This is a genomic window from Frankia sp. R82 (assembly GCF_023716925.1).
Taxonomy (GTDB): Bacteria; Actinomycetota; Actinomycetes; order Frankiales; family Frankiaceae; genus Frankia.
Genome location: NZ_JAMQQG010000001.1, coordinates 106,171 through 127,786, shown reverse-complemented (window position 1 = coordinate 127,786; position 21,616 = coordinate 106,171). Strand labels below are relative to the sequence as shown.

General features: G+C 66.2%; 24 protein-coding genes and 3 pseudogenes. 15 read left to right on the top strand and 12 right to left on the bottom strand.

Annotation, left to right across the window (positions count from 1 at the left end):
- Window positions 1-229: 229 nt before the first annotated feature.
- The 4 genes from ND747_RS00550 to ND747_RS00535 form a co-directional block, all read right to left on the bottom strand.
- Window positions 230-1,933 carry an FtsK/SpoIIIE domain-containing protein gene (locus tag ND747_RS00550; protein ID WP_251730900.1) on the bottom strand — a complete coding sequence of 568 codons (1,704 nt, stop codon included), beginning with the start codon at window positions 1,931-1,933 and terminating at the stop codon, window positions 230-232.
- A 66-nt stretch (window positions 1,934-1,999) separates the two neighbouring features.
- Window positions 2,000-2,194, bottom strand: a complete 195-nt coding sequence (locus ND747_RS00545) for a hypothetical protein (RefSeq protein WP_251730899.1) — start codon at window positions 2,192-2,194, stop codon at window positions 2,000-2,002.
- Window positions 2,191-2,373: a hypothetical protein gene (locus ND747_RS00540; protein ID WP_251730898.1), complete on the bottom strand. Its 183-nt coding sequence runs from the start codon at window positions 2,371-2,373 to the stop codon at window positions 2,191-2,193. The genes ND747_RS00545 and ND747_RS00540 overlap by 4 nt, the downstream gene beginning before the upstream one ends.
- A 294-nt stretch (window positions 2,374-2,667) precedes the next feature.
- Window positions 2,668-2,871, bottom strand: coding sequence for a hypothetical protein (locus ND747_RS00535; protein WP_251730897.1), 204 nt, complete (start codon window positions 2,869-2,871; stop codon window positions 2,668-2,670).
- Window positions 2,872-3,159: 288 nt separating this feature from the next.
- On the opposite strand from ND747_RS00535, the gene ND747_RS00530 reads away from it, so the two are divergent.
- Complete coding sequence (locus ND747_RS00530) at window positions 3,160-3,693, top strand: hypothetical protein (RefSeq protein WP_251730896.1); 534 nt, start codon at window positions 3,160-3,162, stop codon at window positions 3,691-3,693.
- A gap of 5 nt (window positions 3,694-3,698) precedes the next feature.
- The gene (locus ND747_RS00525) at window positions 3,699-4,220 is read left to right on the top strand and encodes a hypothetical protein (RefSeq protein ID WP_251730895.1); all 522 of its coding nucleotides are present in this window, start codon (window positions 3,699-3,701) and stop codon (window positions 4,218-4,220) included.
- 230 nt (window positions 4,221-4,450) lie between these two features.
- Here the strand turns inward: ND747_RS00525 and ND747_RS00520 are convergent, their stop codons facing one another.
- Window positions 4,451-4,708, bottom strand: coding sequence for a helix-turn-helix domain-containing protein (locus ND747_RS00520; RefSeq protein WP_251730894.1), 258 nt, complete (start codon window positions 4,706-4,708; stop codon window positions 4,451-4,453).
- A gap of 126 nt (window positions 4,709-4,834) precedes the next feature.
- Here ND747_RS00520 and ND747_RS00515 point away from each other — a divergent pair, with 126 nt between their 5' ends.
- A complete protein-coding gene (locus ND747_RS00515) occupies window positions 4,835-5,098 on the top strand; it encodes a hypothetical protein (protein ID WP_251730893.1) in 264 nt (87 codons plus the stop codon).
- Between the two features lie 292 nt (window positions 5,099-5,390).
- Here ND747_RS00515 and ND747_RS00510 read toward each other — a convergent pair whose 3' ends face one another.
- The 5 genes from ND747_RS00510 to ND747_RS00490 form a co-directional block, all read right to left on the bottom strand.
- Window positions 5,391-5,555 (bottom strand): hypothetical protein, encoded by a 165-nt coding sequence (locus ND747_RS00510; protein WP_251730892.1) that lies wholly within the window; start codon window positions 5,553-5,555, stop codon window positions 5,391-5,393.
- A 181-nt stretch (window positions 5,556-5,736) separates the two neighbouring features.
- Window positions 5,737-6,156 carry a hypothetical protein gene (locus ND747_RS00505; protein WP_251730891.1) on the bottom strand — a complete coding sequence of 140 codons (420 nt, stop codon included), beginning with the start codon at window positions 6,154-6,156 and terminating at the stop codon, window positions 5,737-5,739.
- Window positions 6,153-6,674 (bottom strand): hypothetical protein, encoded by a 522-nt coding sequence (locus ND747_RS00500; protein ID WP_251730890.1) that lies wholly within the window; start codon window positions 6,672-6,674, stop codon window positions 6,153-6,155. The genes ND747_RS00505 and ND747_RS00500 overlap by 4 nt, the downstream gene beginning before the upstream one ends.
- The gene (locus ND747_RS00495) at window positions 6,671-7,120 is read right to left on the bottom strand and encodes a hypothetical protein (protein ID WP_251730889.1); all 450 of its coding nucleotides are present in this window, start codon (window positions 7,118-7,120) and stop codon (window positions 6,671-6,673) included. Before ND747_RS00495 ends, ND747_RS00500 begins: the two co-directional genes overlap by 4 nt.
- Window positions 7,121-7,486: 366 nt before the next feature.
- Window positions 7,487-7,942, bottom strand: a complete 456-nt coding sequence (locus tag ND747_RS00490) for a hypothetical protein (RefSeq protein ID WP_251730888.1) — start codon at window positions 7,940-7,942, stop codon at window positions 7,487-7,489.
- Between the two features lie 327 nt (window positions 7,943-8,269).
- Here ND747_RS00490 and ND747_RS00485 point away from each other — a divergent pair, with 327 nt between their 5' ends.
- Together ND747_RS00485 and ND747_RS00480 are read left to right on the top strand one after the other, a co-directional pair.
- Window positions 8,270-9,775, top strand: coding sequence for a helix-turn-helix domain-containing protein (locus tag ND747_RS00485; protein ID WP_285899769.1), 1,506 nt, complete (start codon window positions 8,270-8,272; stop codon window positions 9,773-9,775).
- A gap of 12 nt (window positions 9,776-9,787) precedes the next feature.
- Entirely contained in the window at window positions 9,788-10,105 is a 318-nt protein-coding gene (locus ND747_RS00480; protein WP_251730886.1) for a 4a-hydroxytetrahydrobiopterin dehydratase, read from the top strand.
- Window positions 10,106-10,255: 150 nt separating this feature from the next.
- Here ND747_RS00480 and ND747_RS00475 read toward each other — a convergent pair.
- Window positions 10,256-10,603, bottom strand: a pseudogene (locus tag ND747_RS00475) (SAM-dependent methyltransferase); the annotation flags it as partial.
- A 561-nt stretch (window positions 10,604-11,164) separates the two neighbouring features.
- On the opposite strand from ND747_RS00475, the gene ND747_RS00470 reads away from it, so the two are divergent.
- The 9 genes and pseudogenes from ND747_RS00470 to ND747_RS00435 all read left to right on the top strand — a co-directional run bounded on the left by ND747_RS00470 (window position 11,165) and on the right by ND747_RS00435 (window position 19,356).
- A complete protein-coding gene (locus ND747_RS00470) occupies window positions 11,165-12,106 on the top strand; it encodes a hypothetical protein (RefSeq protein WP_251730885.1) in 942 nt (313 codons plus the stop codon).
- A gap of 158 nt (window positions 12,107-12,264) precedes the next feature.
- Window positions 12,265-12,519 carry a hypothetical protein gene (locus ND747_RS00465; RefSeq protein WP_251730884.1) on the top strand — a complete coding sequence of 85 codons (255 nt, stop codon included), beginning with the start codon at window positions 12,265-12,267 and terminating at the stop codon, window positions 12,517-12,519.
- Between the two features lie 44 nt (window positions 12,520-12,563).
- Window positions 12,564-12,956: pseudogene (locus tag ND747_RS00460) on the top strand (ABC transporter ATP-binding protein); the annotation flags it as partial.
- A 497-nt stretch (window positions 12,957-13,453) separates the two neighbouring features.
- Window positions 13,454-13,693 (top strand): annotated as a pseudogene (locus tag ND747_RS29955) (hypothetical protein); the annotation flags it as partial.
- 241 nt (window positions 13,694-13,934) lie between these two features.
- Window positions 13,935-16,040: a protein kinase gene (locus ND747_RS29080; RefSeq protein WP_308204533.1), complete on the top strand. Its 2,106-nt coding sequence runs from the start codon at window positions 13,935-13,937 to the stop codon at window positions 16,038-16,040.
- Window positions 16,041-16,086: 46 nt separating this feature from the next.
- Window positions 16,087-16,455, top strand: a complete 369-nt coding sequence (locus ND747_RS00450) for a hypothetical protein (RefSeq protein WP_251730882.1) — start codon at window positions 16,087-16,089, stop codon at window positions 16,453-16,455.
- A 149-nt stretch (window positions 16,456-16,604) separates the two neighbouring features.
- Entirely contained in the window at window positions 16,605-17,408 is an 804-nt protein-coding gene (locus ND747_RS00445) for an NAD(P)-dependent oxidoreductase (RefSeq protein WP_285899743.1), read from the top strand.
- Window positions 17,401-18,192, top strand: a complete 792-nt coding sequence (locus tag ND747_RS00440; RefSeq protein WP_251730880.1) for a nitroreductase family protein — start codon at window positions 17,401-17,403, stop codon at window positions 18,190-18,192. Before ND747_RS00445 ends, ND747_RS00440 begins: the two co-directional genes overlap by 8 nt.
- A gap of 81 nt (window positions 18,193-18,273) precedes the next feature.
- A complete protein-coding gene (locus ND747_RS00435) occupies window positions 18,274-19,356 on the top strand; it encodes an S-(hydroxymethyl)mycothiol dehydrogenase (protein ID WP_251730879.1) in 1,083 nt (360 codons plus the stop codon).
- A 77-nt stretch (window positions 19,357-19,433) separates the two neighbouring features.
- On the opposite strand, the gene ND747_RS00430 is transcribed toward ND747_RS00435, so the two are convergent.
- Window positions 19,434-19,775: a hypothetical protein gene (locus tag ND747_RS00430; protein WP_285899766.1), complete on the bottom strand. Its 342-nt coding sequence runs from the start codon at window positions 19,773-19,775 to the stop codon at window positions 19,434-19,436.
- A 669-nt stretch (window positions 19,776-20,444) separates the two neighbouring features.
- On the opposite strand from ND747_RS00430, the gene ND747_RS00425 reads away from it, so the two are divergent.
- The gene (locus ND747_RS00425) at window positions 20,445-21,590 is read left to right on the top strand and encodes a DUF2993 domain-containing protein (RefSeq protein ID WP_251730877.1); all 1,146 of its coding nucleotides are present in this window, start codon (window positions 20,445-20,447) and stop codon (window positions 21,588-21,590) included.
- Window positions 21,591-21,616 lie beyond the last annotated feature (26 nt).

Here is a 21,616-nt window from a genome sequence, read left to right as displayed (position 1 = left end):
GTCGGTTCCTGTCCGCTGGTCGGCCTGTGAGGTCCGCTGGTCGGTTCCTGTCCGCTGGTGCTGTGACGCTGTGTTGTGGGTGCGCTGGTGTGTGCACGTGGTGGGATGCGTGGGTGCCTATGCGCGCAGGCGCGCACGCGCGCGCGTAGGGCCGGGCGTGCACGCCCCGGTGCACGCGGGTGCACACCGGGTTGCACAGGGGTTTGCACGGGTCTGCGGTGACGCTGTGTCATGACGGCCCGGTGGTGGTGAACCGTCCGGGGGCAACCTGGTGGACGGTGCCGGCGTCTTGGAGTTGGCGCAGCGAGTAGTACACCCACCGGCGGCTACGACCGGTGGCAGTGACCAGGTCGGCCACGCTGGCACCGTCCGGCCCTGCCGCAGCAAGCGCCGTCCACAGAGCATCGTCGGGATCGGCCACACGCTTGGTGCCGTCCGCCGCAGCGAGGGCTTTCGGCGTGGGGAAACCACCGGTAATCCTGGTGACGGTGGCGTCATCGACCAGATAGGCACGGTTGGGGACGGGGGTGTTGTGCTCGGGATCGTAAATCAGGTAGACGCCCGGCAGGTTGAAATAGTCGGTCCGCCACCCGCTTTTATAGGCACCGGCACCAAGAATCAGGTCGGTGTCGCCTCTTTCCCGTACCCGTAGGGCTATCCGGACGTCCATCTGACTGCGGACCGCACCATTACCCATCACGTCCTGCGTGGGCCGTTGGGTGGCGACAATGAGCGTGACGGCAACTGCGCGGCCGAGCCGGGCAATAGAATCGGTGATCGCGATTCCCTGGTCGGGGAGTTCCGCGAATTCATCTATCAGAATCACAAGTGCTTTGTGTGTCCGGTCGGGATGCCAGGTGCGTTCACCACGGGCGGACAGATCGCGGGCCCGTCGCTGCAATTCCTCGAAGGCTTCCGCGAGAAGATCGACCGCGTCGTCCGGGGCGGTAGCGAGCTTTTCGAGGCAGTTGGCCCAGGGGCCTAGTTCCATTCCGCCCTTCAGATCGATTCCCCATAGGGCGACATCCTCGGCCGGTCCGAGTGTCGCCAGAATGGCGTTGACCACTCCCGATTTTCCCGAGCCGACCACGCCCCCAATAAGAGCATGGCGGCGCAAGAGCGTAACAGTGGATACGGTTCCGTCTTCCGCAATGCCGAGAGGCACCGGAACAGTGATGCTCGGCGCGTCGGATGCTCCGGGCCAGGGATTCGGACGGGCCAGCGGATCGGTTTCGGTCACGCGGACGATCACATGGTCTTCCCGGTCGGGATCGCCGGTCACCCGGACACTGTTCGGACGGACACCGAGCATGCTGGCGATTTCGTCCGCGCGGGCAATCGCGGTCCGTGCGGACGTGCCACGGCGTAGGGCCACGCGCACGGTGTACCCGTAGGCATCCACCAGCGCAGACATGACCCGTGAACCACCGAGTCCGGCGTTCTCGGCCAATTCTGGCCAGGCAGCTAGGGTCCGGTCTACACGGACCCGTGCGCGGCGCCTATGGTGCCGCCACCATGGCAACGCGGCGATAAAACCACCGATCACCAGAATGCCCAGCAGGGGGTTGGTGTCAGGTCCGATGATGGCAGCGGCGAGCCACCATCCACCGGCCAGGACGACCACACCAGCCGCATAGGTGCGCTCTGGCGTCCGGTCGTACCTGCGGACTCTCACACCGGCTGTGACCAGTACTAACAGGCCGATGATGATCGTGGTGAGGGGTCCCCATGCCCGATGGGCCAGCGCTGCGGAAAACGCTAGGTAAACCGCGAGGTAAGCCGGAGCAAGTTCGCTTCGGTATTTCCACAGAACACGGCTGATGCCGCTGACCGGATGCGGTCGCCCACGGGTCTGATGCTTTGTTGATTTGCGCATGTAACGGCGCATACGGCGCATATCACGGGCCATTGCCCGCTGGTGACGTGCCGGCATGTGAGCCATCATTTTTCCCCTCGGGAAAGGCGGGGTGCCCGGACATCTGTCCGGGCACCCCGTCCGCTAGAGATGAATGGAGGTGACGAGTCCGAGGATGGGATCAATCACCCGCTGAAACGGGCTGGCCAGCCTGGAACTCGCCAGGTAATAGCCCAACGTCACGCAGACGAATGCGTGGGCAGCGCTCAGGCCGAAAGCACGGATAAGCACGAATACGGCGATGATCAGAATGAGCAGGAAAGAAATAGGAACGATCACTGGTCGGCCCCGTCCTCGTCCTCGTGGAATTCGGTTTCGGATGCCATCCGGGTCGCGTAAACCCATTCACCTTGCGCTGTCTCCCACACGAGGCGAATCACGTCCCGGTGGGCGGAAAGCAGCGCGAAAACGTACCCGAGCGCTCTGGTGCCTTCCTCGTTACTGTCGATGATGTTCATGTAAATGTCGTGGAGAACGGAATCGGCGGTAAAGGTGTCCATGTAAGCGTCGAACGAGTCCGTCGCGTTCGTCCTGAGAATGTCGAGGTCCCGGTTACTGAACACAGATACCGCCCGTCCGAACAGAGTCCAAAGGAGACAGGGAGAAAGCGGGATGCACGCAGAGTAGGGGTGTTGTGCAGTCCCGCGGCGTGGCGTGCGGAGCCTGCGTGCCGATGGCGAAGCCCACCATGAAAACGGCAGTAGCGAGAATCACGAGCGTCGCGAGAAAGAGGGTGAGACGCATGCTCCGGTTCACCTGTGAGTCCACCTGTTCACGGCCCGCGCGGCGAACAACACAAATGTGAGGGCAACGGCGTACCGGGCCATCCCGTGGCCTGGCGTGGTGGCCACCCACACCACCGTCCAGCACGCCATCGCCACCGGCACAAACACCGCAAGAAACCGCCAGAGAGGAATCGCGAGAACAAGCATCACGAGGAAAAGAAAAAGCAGCATGGGGACTCCCGGAAAATCGGGGGTGGGTTTGCGGGTTGCCCCGCCGAACACCACTCATGCTTCCCGCAGAAATGCATGGGCGCAGGTATCTGACGGGGTCATTCCTGGGCGATATCCGGGCGTGCGCCGGACCTCGCTGCCGCCAGACCCGGACGAAACCCGGACGACCAACAGGGGACAAACTGCCCGGACGCAACCCGGACGCAACCCGGACTAAACCCGGATGCGTAATCCGCCGATCACTGTCAGGATGTACCCACGCAAAGGCGTACGCACGGGAAGAGGATCATGGACAGGGAAGACCCGACCGGGAAGGAACTCCTAGAAGATCTTGTGCTGCTCGTTCGGCGCGGCGTACGCGGCCCGGAAGACGTGATCAAGGCCGCCCCTAGGCTGTTGACCCGCGTGCGCGCCACCGGTGGCGAGTGGGCAGAGGCCATGGCCGTTGTGCGGCTGCTCAACGCGGCTACGCACGCGCTCGGCCACCCGCGCGGCTCCGCGCTACGCGCGCTGCTGGCACTCGACCCCGTTCCGTCCCGTGGGCGGGTCAGTCTCACATTGACCGACCGCCGTGGTGACGCTGCCGTGTACTACGACGTGTTCGGTGACTCCTTTCGCAAGGACTACGAGCGGCATTTGCTGTTGGCACTGGCGATAGAAATGCAACAGCGACTCAGACGAGGTGACGACACCACACATGCCGTCCCGGACAAAGCCCACCCCATCTTCACGACTCTGCCCGGTCCGGCAAATCCTCCGCCACCTGCAAGTGCGTTCAAAGCCGCCCGTCATAAGCCCGTCACACCATCGACCGGCGAGTAGACGGCATGCGCATGGCGCGCTTTGAAAGCTACCTACAGCGCATTGTTCTGCCCGATGAGATCATCGAAACCGTCGCGGTCAATGAAGATACCGATTTCCTGCTGAAACCCGCTGGTGTACTGGTGACAACCTGGTCAGGGGAACATGTCGGGCTCACGATGTACCGGAGCGCCTACCCGGGTGACGACGCCCGCAGAGACGAGGTCATCCGCCACGGGCCACTGGTGGGCCGAGCCCACAGCCCACGGCCCCTCAGTAACGATCCAGCCCCCTACGTGGGGTGGGCCACCCACCGGGCGCTCTGTAATGCCGCGTGCACCGAAATATCCGCGATTCGCCAGGAACACCCACTACCCCCATGGGTGACCTACGGCCTACGCATTTTTTTCTATTCCCGCGCCTGGATTTCCGTCCACGTCCATCCCGTAGACCTTGCGTTCGAGGATGGAATCAACTGGAAAAAGTACCTACCTGAAGAAAAACCCCCGAGCATCGACCTCGGAAAGAGGAAGAATCGTGAACGATGAATGGCTGCCCTGGCGCTACAAAGTCGCACTTGCCGCCGCGATCATCATTTTTATTTTTATACCTGGCATCCTCGTGGGTGTCGCTATCGGGCGCGGGTGATTTGGGCCCAATCCGGCACTGACGCGAAAATGAAGAACTGCCCGTGGTGTAGGTCCTGAAAGAGCATCGGCCGGTGCCCCCAACCTGCGGGGGGGCACCGGCCGATCCATGTCAAAGCCGCCATCGGCGCCTACTGCCCGTCCGCACCGTCCACGCGCACATCGTCGCCGTGCCTGTCGGTGCCGGCGTGCAGGTCGGTCCGGGCACCCTGCCCGGGGCGAGTGGCCAACCAGTCCAGCACCGTAGACCGGCGCCACCGTGGCCGGTCCGGGGCGGGAAGCTCGTCAGGGGGCGGAAACCGCCCCGCCGCGCGGTAGTTGCGCATGGTCTTGGCAGAGACACCCGCGATCGTCGCTATCTCGCTGTAGCTCAGAAGCGGGTCATCCACGGTGCAAGACGATATCGGCCGAACTCCATTGAACTTTAGGGCGTAGCGCCCTAAAGTTAGGCGGTCCCGTCCGGTGTGCGACCACCGGACGGGAGATCACACCCCTGACTGACCAGGACGGTGACCATGCCCAGTATCCCGCCCCACAACGACAGGTGGCACAACCCGTTCGACGGACGCCCGTTCGTCTCCCTCACCCACCCCGAACCCGAGATCCACGCGCTGACCCTCGAAACCGGCGCGTCTCTACACGACATGATCGACGTCGTCGCGGCCCTGCCTCGACTGATCTACGTCGACAACCGTCGCCGGACCCCATGGGACAGTGCGGTAACCCTCTACCTCCGCGCACTTCCCGACCTTGGTACACCCCGGTTCGGGGGTCCGTGACGTGGCGGGATGGGTGCCCCCCACAGATGGCACGGCGATCGGCTGGACTCCCTACCAACACGCCTTGTACGTGATCCTGTCCGCAGGTCCGCCCGGACCCACCGGTACCCGCCTTGCCCGTTGCCTGTTGCGGTGTGACCCCCGTAGCGTCGTCGCCATCGCGGACATCATCGAGACAGCACGCAGACCAGCACACCACCCACCCCGCACCACCACCCGGTAACCTCGGCGGGCGCGCGTTCCGCACACCAACTTCGCCGGGCGCGCGCCCCACCACACCAGGTTATGTCGGTTAGCCAAGATTTTCGTAGATGGCGAGGGCAATGGTACGCATGGCTTCGATTCCCAGGGACGCGACATGTTCCGCTGGTATGACGACGCCGTACCAGGTGGCCAGCAGGGCCGCGAGATCGTCAGGGCTCGTGCCGTGCAGCAGCGTGTCGAGCTGCTGATACATGACCCGATCACGTGCTTCTACGTCTGTCGTACTGTCCACCGGGATTCCTCTCAGAATGCGGTGTGACCGGCACGGCACCGGATCGGAAAAGGAAAGGTCTGGTAGCTGGACGAACACACAGTCGCACGCGGCAAGGTGAAACATGCGATCGGCTTTCTTTCGGTGCCGACACGGAATTCTTCTAGTCGTGTATTTCCCACACCGTCCGGGACTCGTCACCGTCCACCGGGTGTGCCGTCACCCGCTTGAGATCAACGCGCGGTGGGATCGCATCGAAACCACCGATAACAATCGTGCTGCGCTGTTCCAAATAGGCTATAGAAAGACCAGTAATTAGGGCGCTCATCGTGTCCGCGATCGGTATTTCGTCGTGGTGGATGACGATGCTTACAATTCCGGGTTCACGAAGGCCGAGAGCCACGTGAAGGACCGTGTCCGGCAGGACCCGGACGCCGGTGTAGTGCAGCAGGCTGGAATCGCTTTCTTTTCTCTCGGGAACTTGCCCGTAGATCAGGCTGTAACCCGCCGGGAAGTTCCCGCGTGAGTGCACCGGTGTGATGCGGATACGTTGCGCTGCGGAGTCGCTGTCGCTGTCGCTCATCGAAACCAGAGCTCCGGACGGGAATTTTCCGTACCGTTTCTGCGTAGCTCCCACAGCCCTGACCTGGTCATCAGCCCTCCGAAATGAACGATCTCTACCCTGTGGTAATGCAGGCGGAAACCACGGAACGCGCGCAGGTCCAGCAGCTCGGGATGGGCCGCACACGTGATGACCGGCCCGTCTCCCGCCCGCGTCGGCTCCTCGCGGAAAAGACGCATCGCAGACGCTACCGCAACCCGTGTTTTCCACAGAGAAACTCCCCGCGGATGCAACGCCACAGCGGAAATATCGATGTTCCGCGCGAGACTTTTCGCGATGTCCGGCAAAGACCGAGGATCATCATGTATCTCAATGTCACCAGGTCTGATCCAAAGCTCGCCGTCGGCAAGGATCGGATTACCAAGATGGGTGAGATGAACCCCGTTTCCCGCCCACGGTTCCAGGGATGGCAAATCCTCTACGGAAAGCCGATGATCCCAGCTCACAAAAACTTTTTCTGCCGACCCGAAGATGGTCACGGGCACTCCGCAGAAAGCCACGCCCGATAGCGTCGTGGCGACATGAGTTCCCACACGGTAACAGTGTTCTCCGTGGAATCATCGTCTACGACAGTCACCTGCCGCGTGATGCCACGCCATTCCCCCGCGTGCGCTGGCAGAACAGCACCCGACGTAACGATCGGTCCGGGAAGCTCCCGAGTACAGGGGGCGTCCATCAACCAGCGCCCCACCGCGAAAGCAATCGCCGTAACCTGCACCGGCACGACGTTCGGATGAATAACAAGACACTGGTCGGATTGGTCCGCGCGGGATCGAACGTGGCGGGTAGAAGAATCGCCGGTCAGCTCAAACGAAAGACACACATGCCTGTTGCCATCCGTGGTCTGCCCACGGCCGGAAATGATGATCCCGTTCAGCGACGGAAGGTCCAGCCGTGGAAGATCACTAACTTGGATACGGATCATGATGGGAACCTCGGGAAGACGGCAGGGAAAGACCGCCCCGCCCGCCATGTGCAGCCGTGCGCCACGAGGGGGGTAGTCGGGCGCCACGCTGGCCACACGACGGACGGAGCGGCAGAGCCCACCGCGCCAGCGACACTGGTGGTCCGATGGGCTGTCTCGGGTCGAGAGCATCGGGCCCTACCCGTCCGACACCCGCGCCACCAGACGGGGCGTGGGCGGACAGGGCAACCGAGCGTCTCCGGTCAGACCAGGCTGATGTCCGCCAGAGACGGACGCTGCGTACGGGAACCCTCAGACATCAGAACTCTCCTTCGAGATGAGATCGGAACAACAACCAGCCCCGCACCGGGACGGCAGACACAACGGTCAGGTCGACGCATCCGTCAGCGTTCGCCGGACCGGACCAGCCGGTGCCACACCCTGGATGCTCGTCACGGTCCGCACCATCCATGCCGCCCGCCTCGACGCGACGGAATCCACCTGCTCGTCGCTCAGCACGGCCAGACCGGACACCAGACGCTCATGCCAGACGCCCAACAGCGCCCGGTACTCCCGGGCATGCTCGTCCAACAACGCGGCAACCTCGTCCCCGTTCCCATCCCAATCCGGCTCGGACGACCGCGTGTACGCCACGGTGGCGATCCGGGCCGACAACGCAGCCATCCGCCGAAGCGCCGTGTCCGAGCCCTGCGTGTACGCGGCGCATTCGACCGCCAACCGCCCGACCTGGTCAGCGGACAACCCGTGCTCGTCGGCCGCGTGCACCTCGGGACCGAACAACTGCCCCACCGGCGCCACACCGAACGCAGCAGCAGCAAGCAAGATCGAATTCACGGGCATGACTCCAAACACCGAGAGATAGAAGGGACTGCCCTACCCGCGATCACCCGCAAGCGTGATCACTCCGAACCGGCACGGCACCGGTCTGGCACGCTGCAGGACGCGGGTAGGGCAGCCATCGAGAGCCGCCCAGTCCGGGAAGAACCGGACGGCCGTCCAGGGGAAGCGAACAGCGAAGCCAGGTTGAAGGCTGATCCGCGACACTCAAGATCACTAGCCCTCTGCTGCATGATCGCTATACGCGACATGTCTTGACGACACACGGTGACGGATAGACTGCCATGTGACGGTTCAGGCGGGCGCGCGTCAATGGCGGAGGTAACCGTGGGTAACGGATCTGGTAAGGCCCGTTACTGTCGGTGTGGCATTCTTCTTGCCCGCGACAATCAGTCTGACTTGTGTGCGCAATGCCAGCGTCGGGCGGTAGAGCTAGAAGCGGGCGCACCCCCCGTACCGCGCGATTTTTGGGAAATATCAGATAAGCTCCGAGATGCCCTCGCGTCGTGGCATATGGGTCGGGTCATTGCCGCTTATCGCCTTCACCCTTACCACGGTGCGCCGTTGTCGCAAGAGCTAGTGGCAAGATGGATGGGTATTACTCAAACCCAGCTCTCGCGTATCGAAAGCGGCCCACCGATATCCGATCTCAAAAAACTGATCCGTTGGGCGGTGGTGCTGCGTATCCCCGAGGTGCATCTGTGGTTCAAGCTGCCCGCCAGTCGCGCGCGCGAAGGATCGGGATCGGCAGGTTGGAAGAGTCCGATACAGGCTAATACCCACGGACTAGAGACCGATGACGTAAAGCCTTTTAGCGTCATTTCTGCTGTGGGTGAGGTGGTGATCGTGGCTGTAGACAGACGAACATTTTTGGCAGGTAGCGGTGCGGGCATTCTTGCCGGAGGAAGAATTATTCCTCTAGCTTCGTATGAGAATGTCTCACCCGAACTGGTTGAACACCTGGCTTCTCAAATAGAAAGCTACTATCTGGCGGAAGCTTCACTCGGCCCTCATGCTGTTATTCCGGCCGTGCTAGTGCAACAAGAACTGATTGATCGACTTCTTGCAATTTCTCGCGGCGAAATCCGCCGCTCCTTGCTGCGCACCAATGTCGCCTATTCTGGGTTGGTGACCTGGCTATACCAGGATGCCGGAGATTTGGGAACCGCCTCTAATTGGGCGAACAAAACTTTGGAACTTGCTCATCGGGTGGGAGATGTGCAGCTTGTCCGGCACGCCCTAACGAACAAGGCGATGATCTGCACAGACCAGGGAGACGGTCCTGGCACCCTTGACCTAGCGCTAGCGGCACTAGCCGATGAAACTTCCCTGTGCGCCAAAGTGCGGGTGCAGGCTATGCAGCAGTCCGCCCACGGTCACTCCCTTGCAAGCGACCGGCGCGGCGCAGATTACGCGCTAGACAAGGCAGAGGCCCTACTCTCCAAAGTAGACGATGACTACCCTTGGTATAACGCCTGTCGGAGAAGTCCGACCTATATACCAGCTCAACGAGCCACCTGCTATACCCGGCTCGGACTCGGGGTCGAGGCGGTGGCATTGTGGGAACAGGTACTCAAAGAACCACCGGCGGGATCTCGACGTGATGTAGGCGTATATCGCGCGCGGCAAGCTGTGGCATATGCCAATGCGGGGCAACCAGAAGCGGCAGCCGGATCCGTGCACGAGGCTGCAAATATCACGCGAGAAACCAGCTCCATACGCCTGCGCCGAGAATTGGCCGCAGTGTGGCCCCACCTCGCCTCATGGCATAATAGTCCAATAGGTCGCCAAATTGGAGAAGTCCTTCAAACGCTTTAGGAGTGTAGGAGCATGGCGCTACGTGACCCATTGTCGACGGAAGAGATCGCCCGTCGACTTAGTCAGCTCTCAGGATGGGAAAAGTCGCCCGATCGAGAGGAAATTCATAAAACATTTTATCTGGATTATTACACGGCGGTTCGAGCGATCAACGATGTTATGAATCCCGCCCGGGAGCTTGAACATCACCCGGATATTGACCTTCGCTGGGAAACGCTCCACTTTAGCCTTACGACCTATAGCGCAGGGCAGAAAATTACGGAACTAGACTTTTTGCTAGTCGAACAGATTGAGAGTGTCCTTGCGCGGTACACCCGTGGTGCTGCCTGACAGGCTTACCGGGCACCACCGGCGCGTGCTTCGCACCGGTGGTGCTGACACGCAGGCAAAAGACCAGGTCGGCGGCCTGCTACTGCGGTCGGCAACGCTGGGCCCTACCGCACAGACCCATCATGAGTGTACACAACCCGACTTGCAACGATCGTTGTCGACGTAGACCACCCGGGCCTGCGGGTCGACGCCCTGGGCCACCTCGTGCAGGTTGGGGCTGGTCGGAATGCCGGTGCCGATGTCGAGGAACTGGCGGATACCGGCCTCGGCGGCGAGATGGCGGGTGACCCGCACCAGGAACGCCCGGTTCTGCTGAGAGGAGATGCGGGCGTTCGGAAAACTGGCCAGCGCCCGCTCGGCCGCCTCCCGATCGGCCGGGAAGTTGTCCTTGCCGCCCAGGTAGTAGTCGTACATCCGGGCTGAATGCGCCTGGTCGGTGCGCAGGTCCACCGGCTCCCGGACGCCGGTGGGCGACTGGTACCACCGCCCCGCATCCAGCCCGGTCGGCGTGCTGCGGCCCGGGTCCTGCGGCCCACTGTCGGTCACCTTCGGGACTCCTCTGCTCGCAAACGCCCACGTCCCTGCCAAAGGCAGCGTAATGGTGTGCGCCTGCGTTGCGGGTTGCCGGTTCCGCACGGAGACGGCGCTGGTCGCTGGCGGCGTCCCGCCCTGGGCCGAACCCGGACCCATGTCGCCAGGATCGCCGCTGCGGTGAGTGGCATGACAGCCGCGCTCACCGCGCCGGCCGGCAGCGCCACCCCGTCGCTGGCCTCGACGGCACCCACGCGAGAAAACCCTTGATTCTGGATAGACAGGGCCGTTGGTAACGGAAATAAATGTGATGCTGCATTGGGCACCTGAACGGTGTCCTGCCGTGACAGCATCCAGCCCGGGTAGGGCGGATGTCGAGTGGTCGGCGCGCCTGGAGATCCACGTCACCAATGTCGGCCAGGGTGATTCCGTCCTGGTGGTCAACCGGGATCTGGCAAGATCACTGCCGCCTCCCTGTCGCTTCCGGCAGAGCCGATCGACTACGTTCCGTATGCGATTCTGAAGAAAGTGTCGCTCGAGAACACGGTGGTCGCGGCCATGCTCATCGACGGCGGCGAAAGCACCTTCGGTGACACGGTAGCCCGCCAGCTGCGCAGACTGGGAGTCCTGCCGGCAACACCGGGGTATGTGCCCTGTTTGACGCTCCTGCTGAGTCACGCCCACTCGGAGCACTGGGAAGGCGTCATCAGGCTCCTGCGTGAGCCGGCGACCCGCACGGTCGACGTCGTGGACCCGGAAACTGGCGAGGTGACCGAGGAGGAGGAATCCTCTTGTGCAGAGCGCCACCGCTTCAGGGCAATCTACTGGCCGGCCTTCGATGGTGGTAACAGAGCGGTCACGGTGGACGGGGTGAGAATCCTGGTTCCGGTGGTCAAGGAACCGCAGCCCTCGGTGAAGGAATGCGCGGAAACCGCGATGACGGTGGCCGGCGCCTTTCCCGTGGCGACCAAGGTCATCACCATCGGCCCCGGTGGGTTGGCACCCGGAGCCGCCACGCCAGTCGAGTCCACCCTGGGCAGGGGTGCGGGCGACCTGGACATCACGGTGCGGGTGCTGGCCGCTGCGCAGGGTATCCGGGAACCAGTGTCCGGTACCTTCACACCGGTCGTCCGGCACGGGGACTCGGTGGACCAGAACGACCGCCCGATCTGCATTCTCATCGAGTACGGATCGTTTCGGTTCTACGCAGCCGGTGACATCGCCGGTGACGGCGGAGAGGTCGGGGGCAACACGGGCGACAACGCGGCGGACACCTCCGGCAGTCACTCGGACGTCGAGTCCCTGCTCGGCGCGGCCGTCATCCGGAGATTTCCGAAGACCGAGACCCCGAAGGCGAACGAAGCCAAGTTCCCGGCGGCCGGTCAGGTGACCCTTCATACGGATCGGGTTCAACCGGTCTCAGGAAGTCGCCTGTCCGGCCGAACGCGCATGGAGCCCTCCGGATGGTGAGACACTGGACGCGATTCGTGCAGTGTAGGCATCTGACCACCTGTAGTATCTGTGGTGTCCGTGAAGCGCGAACGAGGTCGGATGGCTGGAGTTGGATACCCAACTGACAGTGGCGACCCGACACGCTCCGAGAGTATCGGAGTGCGTCGGGTACCCCCGTGGCAGTGCTTCCAGGGGACGGAATCGGGCCCGAGGCCATCAAGCATGCCTTGGCCACGTTGCAGGCACCGGACCTTGGCCTGGATTTCGACGTGTTCGACCAGGTGAGCGCGCAGCGGTACCTGCGTATTGGAGGGGCAATGACCGACGTGGAGATCGGCCGCATCCGCCGCGCGGGCGGTGGGCAGCGCCAGGGAGCAGGGAATCTGCACTCCCGACCTCGGCGGTACGTGCAGTACTCGCGAGGTCGCTGAGGGCGTAGGAGTGCGGTTGCTGTGGGGACAGGAGGATATGAGTCGTGCGCAGTGACGCGTATGTGGTTGGCCTGGAACAGGTTGTCAAGTCCTATGGCAGTGGTCTGGCTGGGGTGACAGCGCTGGATGATGTCAGCCTTGGATTCAGGCGTGGTGGTGCGTTCACGGCGGTCATGGGTCCCTCCGGCTCTGGTAGGAGCACGCTGTTGCACTGCGCCGCTGGTCTGGATCGGCCGACGTCAGGGTCGGTATGGCTGTCGGGGCACGATCTGGGGCAGATGGCGGAGCCGGAACTGACCGAGCTGCGGCGTCGGGAGATGGGGTTCGTCTTTCAGGCGTTCAACCTTGTCGAGTCGCTGACGGCGATGGAGAACATCACGCTGCCGTTTCGGTTGTCCGGGATCCGGGCCGACCGGGCGTGGGTGCGTGGGTGCGTGGGTGCGTGAGGTCGTGGCGCGGACCGATACTTCGCGACGAGATGCCCTCTCCGACGGACTGCGCACCGTCACCATATGCGCCGCTGCCGATACCGGCACAGATTCCTCCGGTGTCTCCGTCCTTTGTTGGCCGCGAGCGGGAGCTGGCTCTCCTGGACAAGCTACTGGAAACGGGCCGAACGGGGTGCAAAGACTGCTGAACTCGGCCGTGAGGGACGCGGACGGTGTCCGCGACCATGTGGTCGAGAGTCTGGGTGACCCCAACGGTGTTCTCGCCCTCATTGAATCGCGGGTTCCTCTCGTACTCCTCTCCATCACGCTCGCCGGACCCGCACCATCTGGCAGTGCTGGCACGCCCGGGCCTTGTCGGGGCTGCTCCCACCCATCCCGGCACCTCCCGGAACCGGCTGCCCTCAGCTCCACCGCCCTGCTGCGACAGAGACAGCGGCGAAGGTTTCCAACCTCCACTCGAAACAACAGCGCCTCATGGCACACGGGTCCGCGACGTCGCCTTCGGTGAAGACCAAATCCAGATCCGGACCGGCAACGCGCCCCAGGTCATGGCCAGCCCGCGCAACCTCGCGATCGCGCTCCTACGCCTGACCGGCGCCACGAACATCGCCGCAGGAATCCGTCACCACGCCCGCCGCCTCGAAGGCCTGCTCGAGGCGATCGTGAATCTTGTTTGCCAACCGATGACTTTGCCTGGGCGCTGCCAGCCGTCCCCGCCGAACTGAATCACGGTAGGTGAACTGGCAAAAGAGCGTGCTGGAAATGCCGACGGTACAGGCCCGGAACGCTGCGGCCGCGCCCCAGGGATGTGGTGCGAGTGGTGGCGCCGGAGCTGATCGCGGCGCAGGTGATCGATCCTGGCTGGTTACCCGTGGGCCGCGGGTGACCGCGCCGCGGCCGGGACCACGGGCGCGACAACTTTCGACAGCCACCTCCGACATCGATCTGCGCCGCGCGCGGATCCCCGTGCTGGACCTCGCCGACCAGCGGGATCTCGGCGAGGGCTACCGCCGACTCGCGGTACTGGACGCAGCCCTGCGCGACACCGCCGAGCTCGGAGCCGAACTGATCCGAATCGGTTACCTCGGGCTGGCCGACGGTGGGCTGCGCCTCGGCGACGAACCGGCCGGACCGTCCCACCGGCTGACCACCTCCGCCCACCTCCGCCGGCCGACCACTCCGCCGAGGCGTTCGGACATGGGACCCACATCCGGTACCACACGTGCGCCGGAGGGGGATTCGTCCGTGGGAGTATGGTTCCGGACGATCTGCAGGTGGGGGCTTGAGGTGACGACCCAACGTTGGCTGATTGATCGGCGCTACGAGCTGGACGCGCTGCCGCTGGCCAAAGGCGCAATGGGCGAGGTCTGGACGGGCCGGGACGTGAAGCTCGACCGGGAGATCGCGGTCAGGTTCGTCCGGTTTCCGGACGGCCAGCTCGATCAGGATCTGGTGCGCCGGTTCGTCCGTGAGTCGCGAATCACCGCCCGGCTCGTGCATCCAGGGGTTCCCGCCGTCTATGACTCGGGGACCCACGACGGGCGCCCGTACCTGGTGATGCAGCGCGTGCACGGGATCAGCGTCGCCGACCTTGTCGCCGAGCAGGGGCCACTGCCGATCGGGTGGGCCGCCGCCATCGGAGCCCAGGTCGCCTCGGTGCTGGTCGTCGCGCACGGCGCGTCGCTCGTCCACCGTGATCTCAAGCCGGCGAACCTGATGCTCGAACCGGACGGCACGGTGAAGGTCCTCGACTTCGGCCTCGCGGTCGGCCTCGACCGGGCCGACCTGTCGAAGATCACCCTTACCGGGCAACACCTGGGCACCCCCGCCTACAGGGCGCCCGAACAGGTCCTCGCCGGACTCAGCACGCCGGCCACCGACCTGTATGCCCTCGGCGCGACGCTGTTCGAGGTGCTGACCGGCCGGCGGCTGTTCGGCGGTCCGTCGTCCCACACGGTTATGTACCGCCAGGTCGAGGAGATTGCGGCCCGGGTCGCCGCGCTGCGCCGTGGGGTGCCCGACGAGTTCGACCAGCTCGTCGCCGACCTGCTGCGCAAGGCCCCGCAGGAGCGTCCGTCGGGCGCGGCGGCGGTGTACGAGGTGCTGGCCCGGGTCGCCGCGGACCTCGAACCGTTGCCCGGAGTCGTCGACCCCGCCCCGACCAACCCGGTGCGCGCCTACGCCCGCATCACCGCCCGGGTGCACCCGGGCGGCTCGCTCGCGCCCGTCACCCCGGTGGAGCCGGTCGGGCCCGTGGGTCCGGCCGTTGCCGTTCCGCGGGTCGGCCCGGTCCGCTCGGCCGGATCGGGCCCGGTGCCGAGGCCGTCGAGGCCGGCAGAGACGGCAGTAACCGCTGGGCCAGCCACGACGGCCGGGCCGACGATCCCGGTCGGGTCGACGGTGCCGGCCGGGTCGACGGTGCCGGTCGTTCCCGCCGCGCGTGACGGGGGGAGTTCCGGCGAGGTCGGCCGCGCGGAGCTGCGCCAGGCTCGGGACGAGGCCCGGGCACTGGCCCGCGCCTCCCGCTACAGCCAGGCCGCCGGGATGCTCACCGAGGCGGTGGAACGGGCCGAACGGGCCACCGGCGTGGCCGGCGCCGACGTGCTTGCGCTGCGCCTTGAACTCGCCGACGTCCTGTTCGACGGGGGGGACTTCCACCGGGCCACCCGCGGCTACGAACTGCTCGTCGGTGAACTGACCCGCCGCGACGACCGGGACAGCGAGCGGCTTTTGCACGTCCGGGTCCGGGAGGCGACCTGCCGGGCGATGACCGGTGATGTCGAGCGGGCGCTGGCGCAGCTCGGCGCGGTGCTGCCCGACCAGGAGCGGGAGTTCGGCGTGGACGATCCCCGGGTGCTCGAGCTGCGCCGCCAGATCGGGCTGTTGCAGCTCGGCGCCGGGCTGCGCACGGCCGCCGGCGAGACACTCACCGCGCTGCTCGCCGACATCGTGCGGATCTGGGGGCCGCAGCATCCGATGGCCAGCGCCGTCGGCCAGCTGCTGCCCGGCACCGACCCGCCCGCGACCACCACCCCGGCCACCGCGCCGCCCGGCGCGACCGGAAGATCCTGACGTCGGCGCTTGACAGGACGATCTACCGACGGGCATTATCGAATGTATGTTCGATGCCTTCGGAGTTCGTGACGTCTTCGGAGTTCGTGATGTGTTCGCGGTCCGGTCGCGTTCCCGGAGCGCGTCCGAGGGCCATCCCGGGTCCGGCCACCCGGTTCCCGCCCCGCGGACCGCGGTGGAAAGCGGTCCGGCGGCGCCGCGGGCCGCTGCCGGCAGTCTGCCACCGAGTGTGGCCCGGGTGGCGGCGAGAACGCGGCTGTCCGCGGAGCTGCTGGCTGCCATCCTGGCAGTTGACGGCCGCTCCCGCGCCACGCTCGACGACATGGAGCGCGCCGACGCTCTGGCCGATGCGCTGCTCACCCGTCGCCGGCAGCGGGCCGGCGGGCAGGGTCCCGCGTTTGCCCGGGCCGGGTGAACCACTTTCGCGCGGCGGTGTGTCGGGCGCAGGATGGTGCGCGGACTACGGGCTCGACCCGCCCGCGGTGTCGGGTCCGGGGCGGGGCCCGGGTTCTGGTCGCGGGGGTCGGCACTCGCCTGATGTCGTGAGCGGATCGGGAGCGTGGGTTGAAGGTCGGATTCGTCGGGGTCGGCAGTGTGGGTCGGCCCATGCTGGAACAGGTTGTCCGCGCCGGGCATGAGGTGTCGTTCCACGCCCGTCGGCCCGAGGTCGCCCGCGAGGTGGGCGCGCTCGAGGCCACCAGCGTCGCGTCGCCTGCGGAGCTCGGCGCCACGCTCGACGTGGCCGTGGTGTGCGTTTTCGCCGACGCCCAGGTCCACGAGGTGTGCGGGGGCGACAACGGGCTGCTCGCCGGGCTGCCGCCGGGCAGCACCCTGGTCGTTCACACCACCTGCCGGCCCGAGACCCCGTCGGAGCTTGCCCGAATCGGCCAGGCCAGGGGGGTCGCCGTGCTCGACGCGGCGTTCAGCGGCGGCCCGGCGGACGCGGCGGCCGGGCGCATCACCCTGCTGGTCGGTGGGGAGGCGGGTGTCCTCGAACGGGTCCGCCCGGTGCTCGCCACGTATGCGTCGCCGATCCTGCACGTCGGCGGGCTGGGCGACGGCCAGCGGGTGAAGCTCGTCAACAACGCGCTGTTCGGCGCGCAGGTCGCCCTGGTCGCCGAGGCCGAGCGGCTCGCCGGCGACCTCAGGATCGATCCCGCCCATGCCCTCGAGGCGATCAGTCACTGCAGCGGTGCCAGCTACGCGCTCGGCACGGTGCGCGCGGCCGGCTCGTCGGCCGGCCTGCAGGCCGCCGCCGGTCGCTACATCGCCAAGGACGTGGCGACCGCGAAGCAGCTTGCCGCCGCCGCCGGCACCCACCTCGGTCTGCTCGCCACCGCCGCCGACACTGTCGCCGCTGATGCCTGAGGTCGAGGCCGGTCCGGGTGCGTCCCCCCAGGAGTTCGGCGGCGGGCTCCCGGCGGACACGATCGGCCTGCTGGCCGGGCTGACCACCACCCGGGCGATCCGGCGCTACCGGGACGAGCCGGTGCCGGCCGAGGCCCTGCGGGCGATCCTGTTCGCCGCCACCCGCGCGCCGAGCGGCTCCAACCGGCAGCCGTTCCGGTTCCTCGTGCTGTCCGACGGTCCGAACGCGCAGGCGGCGAAGAAACTCATCGGTGTGGCGGCCCGTCAGGTGTGGCAGTCCAAGTCCCGCACCGACGGCTACGACGGCGTGGATGCGCCCCCTGCCTCGCCGCGGGCCCGGCTGGCCCGGACGATGCAGCACTACGTCGACACCTTCGAGCAGGTGCCGGTGCTGATCCTGCCCTGCCTGGTCCGCTACCGGGAGCCCACGCCCACCGAAGGTGCCTCGATCTACCCGGCATGCCAGAACCTGCTGCTCGCGGCGCGGGCACTGGGCTACGGCGGAGCCTTCACCAGCTTCAACCTCGCCGCCGACGCGCAGCTGCGGGTCCTGCTCGGCGTGCCCGACGGCACCTTCATCGCCGGAGCGATCACCCTCGGCCGGCCCGCCGGGAACCACGGCCCGGTGCGCCGCCGACCCCTGGCGGAACTCGTCTACGGTGAATCCTGGGGCGAAGCCCCCGCCTGGGCCGTCGACCCGCCCGCAACCGCCTTCACCGCCGCCGGCCCGCCCACCAGCACAGGCTCCGAGCCAGGATCAGGGCCGGAAGCCGGATCCGGGTAGCCAGAGCACAGCACTGATCTCGGTGTCTCGAGGTGCACTCGAGCCGAGGGAGAACGACCTCAGCGTCGAGAGGAGACAACCGTGCAGGAAGTCCGTGGGGTGATCGCCCGAGGCAAGGGCGCGCCGGTCGAGCTGACCACCATCCGGGTGCCCGACCCCGGCCCGGGGGAGGCGGTGGTCCGGGTGCAGACCTGCGGGGTGTGCCACACCGATCTGCACTACCGCGAGGGCGGCATCAACGACGACTTCCCGTTCCTGCTCGGCCACGAGGCGGCCGGGATCGTCGAGACCGTCGGCAACGGCGTCACCGACGTGGCGCCCGGCGACTTCGTCATCCTCAACTGGCGGGCGGTCTGCGGCACCTGTCGCGCCTGTCTGCGTGGCCGACCCTGGTACTGCTTCAACACCCACAACGCGGCCCAGCCGATGACCCTCACCGACGGCACACCGCTGGCCCCCGCACTCGGCATCGGCGCGTTCGTCGAGAAGACGCTGGTGCATGCCGGCCAGTGCACCAAGGTCGACCCGGCGGCGCGCCCGGCGGCCGCGGGGCTGCTCGGCTGCGGCGTGATGGCCGGTATCGGTGCGGCGATCAACACCGGGCAGGTCGGCCGGGGCGACTCGGTCGCCGTGATCGGCTGCGGCGGCGTCGGGGACGGTGCCGTCGCCGGGGCGCGCCTCGCCGGCGCGTCGAAGATCATTGCGGTGGATACCGACCCGCGCAAGCTGGAATGGGCGAAGGGCTTCGGCGCCACCCACACGGTGAACGCGAAGGAGACCGACCCGGTCGCCGCGATCCAGGCACTGACCGGCGGTTTCGGCGCCGATGTCGTCATCGAGGCCGTCGGGCGCCCGGAGACCTACCGGCAGGCCTTCTACGCCCGTGACCTGGCCGGCACCGTCGTGCTCGTCGGTGTGCCCACCCCGGAGATGACGCTGGAGCTGCCGCTGCTCGACGTGTTCGGTCGCGGCGGCGCGCTGAAATCCTCCTGGTACGGCGACTGCCTGCCCTCGCGGGACTTCCCCCTGCTCATCGACCTCTACCAGCAGGGGCGCCTCGACCTCGACGCGTTCGTCACCGAGGAGATCCCCCTGGACGGCATCGAGGCCGCCTTCGCGAAGATGCATTCCGGCGACGTACTGCGCTCCGTCGTCGTTCTGTGAGCCGAGGGGCGCGCTGGAGCGACCGGTCGGCCGCAGGATGAGTGCACCTGCGGCCGACCGGCATGACGGGCAGCCCGTCAGCTTGCCGTGGCCTCCTCGGCTGGCGCCTCGCTGAACCTGCCCAGGTCGTAGGCCCGCTGCATCGCGTCCATGCAGGTGACCAGCGCGGCCGCCGGGTTCAGCTCAAGGATCTCGGCCGGCTCCGGGTAGATCAGAACATGCCCGGCCGGGAAGAAGTAGGCCTCTCCGGCGACCGCCAGCTCCTCCGGCCAGTCGGAGCCCGGGTAAACCGCACGGATTGAGCCCTTGAAAACGTATCCGTAGTGCGGACAGTTGCAGACGCCGCCGGGCAGGCCACCGAGCTTGTACTGTTCCGTGCAGTCGAGTGGCTCGTCGACCGTGGTGTAGCCGACCTCCATGTCACCCCACTGCTCCGATCGGAACGACGGCCCGGAAACCGGCCAGCGGAGGCTACCGGGCTTGAGCTCACTCGGCTTCGCGTGCGGCACGGTTGTTTCCTTTCGATACGGTGCCCAGGACGGCCCGGGTCCATGAAGACGTTTGCAGGAAAACCGGATTCGCTGATATCCGCGAACCGCGGTTACAGCCCGGGTCCGGCGACTGCCGGGCATGGCCTCGCTGCGTCAAGGACCTGACGCGGAGTGCCAGCGGGCGGTCGGGAGCGCGGGTGAGCTAAAACTGTCGGCAAGCTGAAACTGTCGGCAAGCTGAACCGTTGGATGAGCTGAGCCGTTGGATGAGCTGAGCCGTTGGATGAGTTGAACCAGAGTGCCTTACTACGGTTAACTCCATCACTTTTACCGCTTACCTGTCAACCTGTGCTGTCCGTGCTTGGCTGACGCATCTTTCGTGTTCATCCGCAGAACAGGTCCCGTGCTGGATTGGTCCGGTACCTGTCGGGATCCCCCCAGGCGTGCCGTGCGTCCCACGTCCCGCCGGCCGGCCGGACCGACCGGGTGTCCCCGCCGACCGGGCGCGTCCTGCGGCGGTGTCGACGGCGGCACCGTGGCGCGAGAGATGATCCGATGGGCAGAGCACGTGGCGCGAGACCTGTGGAGGATGCGGGACGTGGATGCGGGGCAGGCACGGACACCGGGGGGCACCTGGGAGCATCCACCCGACCCGCCGGCCCCCTGGTCGCGGGACTACGACCACTCCCGGTCGCCGGATCCCGGTGATGCCTGGCCGGTAGGGCCGGCCGGCACCCGGCCGATCCGGCCTGGCGACACCGGGGCGTCAGGGCCCGCCGACGTCTCGTCGACCCGGCGTCCCGACCTGCCGGAAACGGGCAACGCCGCCGGGTCCGTACCCACCGCGGTCGAGCAGCGCGGCTGGCGCGGTCGGCTTGACGCTCTCCGTCGCCGACGAGGCTCGGGCGGCGGCACCTCCGGTGGCGGTGGGTCATCGGGCGGTGCGTCCGGTGGGCTGCCGGCGGCACGCCGGACGGTGCTGCTCATCGTGCTGCCGATCGCGCTGATCCTGCAGTTCGTGGTCGTCGACCGGGTCAGCGTCCAACTGGCCGAGCATGAGATGGCCCGGCAGATCCGCTCCGGTGTGGTGGCCGGCATGGCGTGCGGGACCACCCCGCCGACGGTGCGTGATGTCAGCATCGGTGGCTTCCCGTTTCTCACCCAGGTGCTCACCGGAACCTTCAGCGATCTCGGCATGACCCTGACCGACCTGCCCACACCCGGCCCGCGGATCGAGGCGATCAGCGCCCGGCTACAGGGCGTGCACGTCCCGATCCTCAAGCTGGCCACCGGCGGGGACGGAAAGATCACGGTCGACCGGATGCGGGCGGCCGTACGGGTCACCTACGCGGACCTGAACACCTACCTGGCCAACCAGACCGGAAAGATCCACATCACTCCGGTGGACGGCGGACGACGCCTGGAGCTCTCGGCAATGGTGAACATTCCGCTGCTGGGAGCTCAGCAGGTCGCCGGGATCGTCACCTTCGCGGTGCACAACAACCAGCTGACGCTGGTTCCCAGCGAGATCTCGCTGAGCGGCCTGGTGAACCTCACGATTCCGCTCGGCTTCCTCAGCAGCGCCCTGACGGCCCTGCCCATCCCGTTGGGCGATCTTCCGTTCAACCTGGTTGTCACCACGGCCGAGACGGATGCGACCGGCCTGTCGGTCGCGGCCAGGGCCAGCGACGTCACCCTGCCCTCGATGGACCAGACCGAACAGCAGTGCCAGTCCGCCTCCTGAACCACACCGCCCACCGCCACCGCACC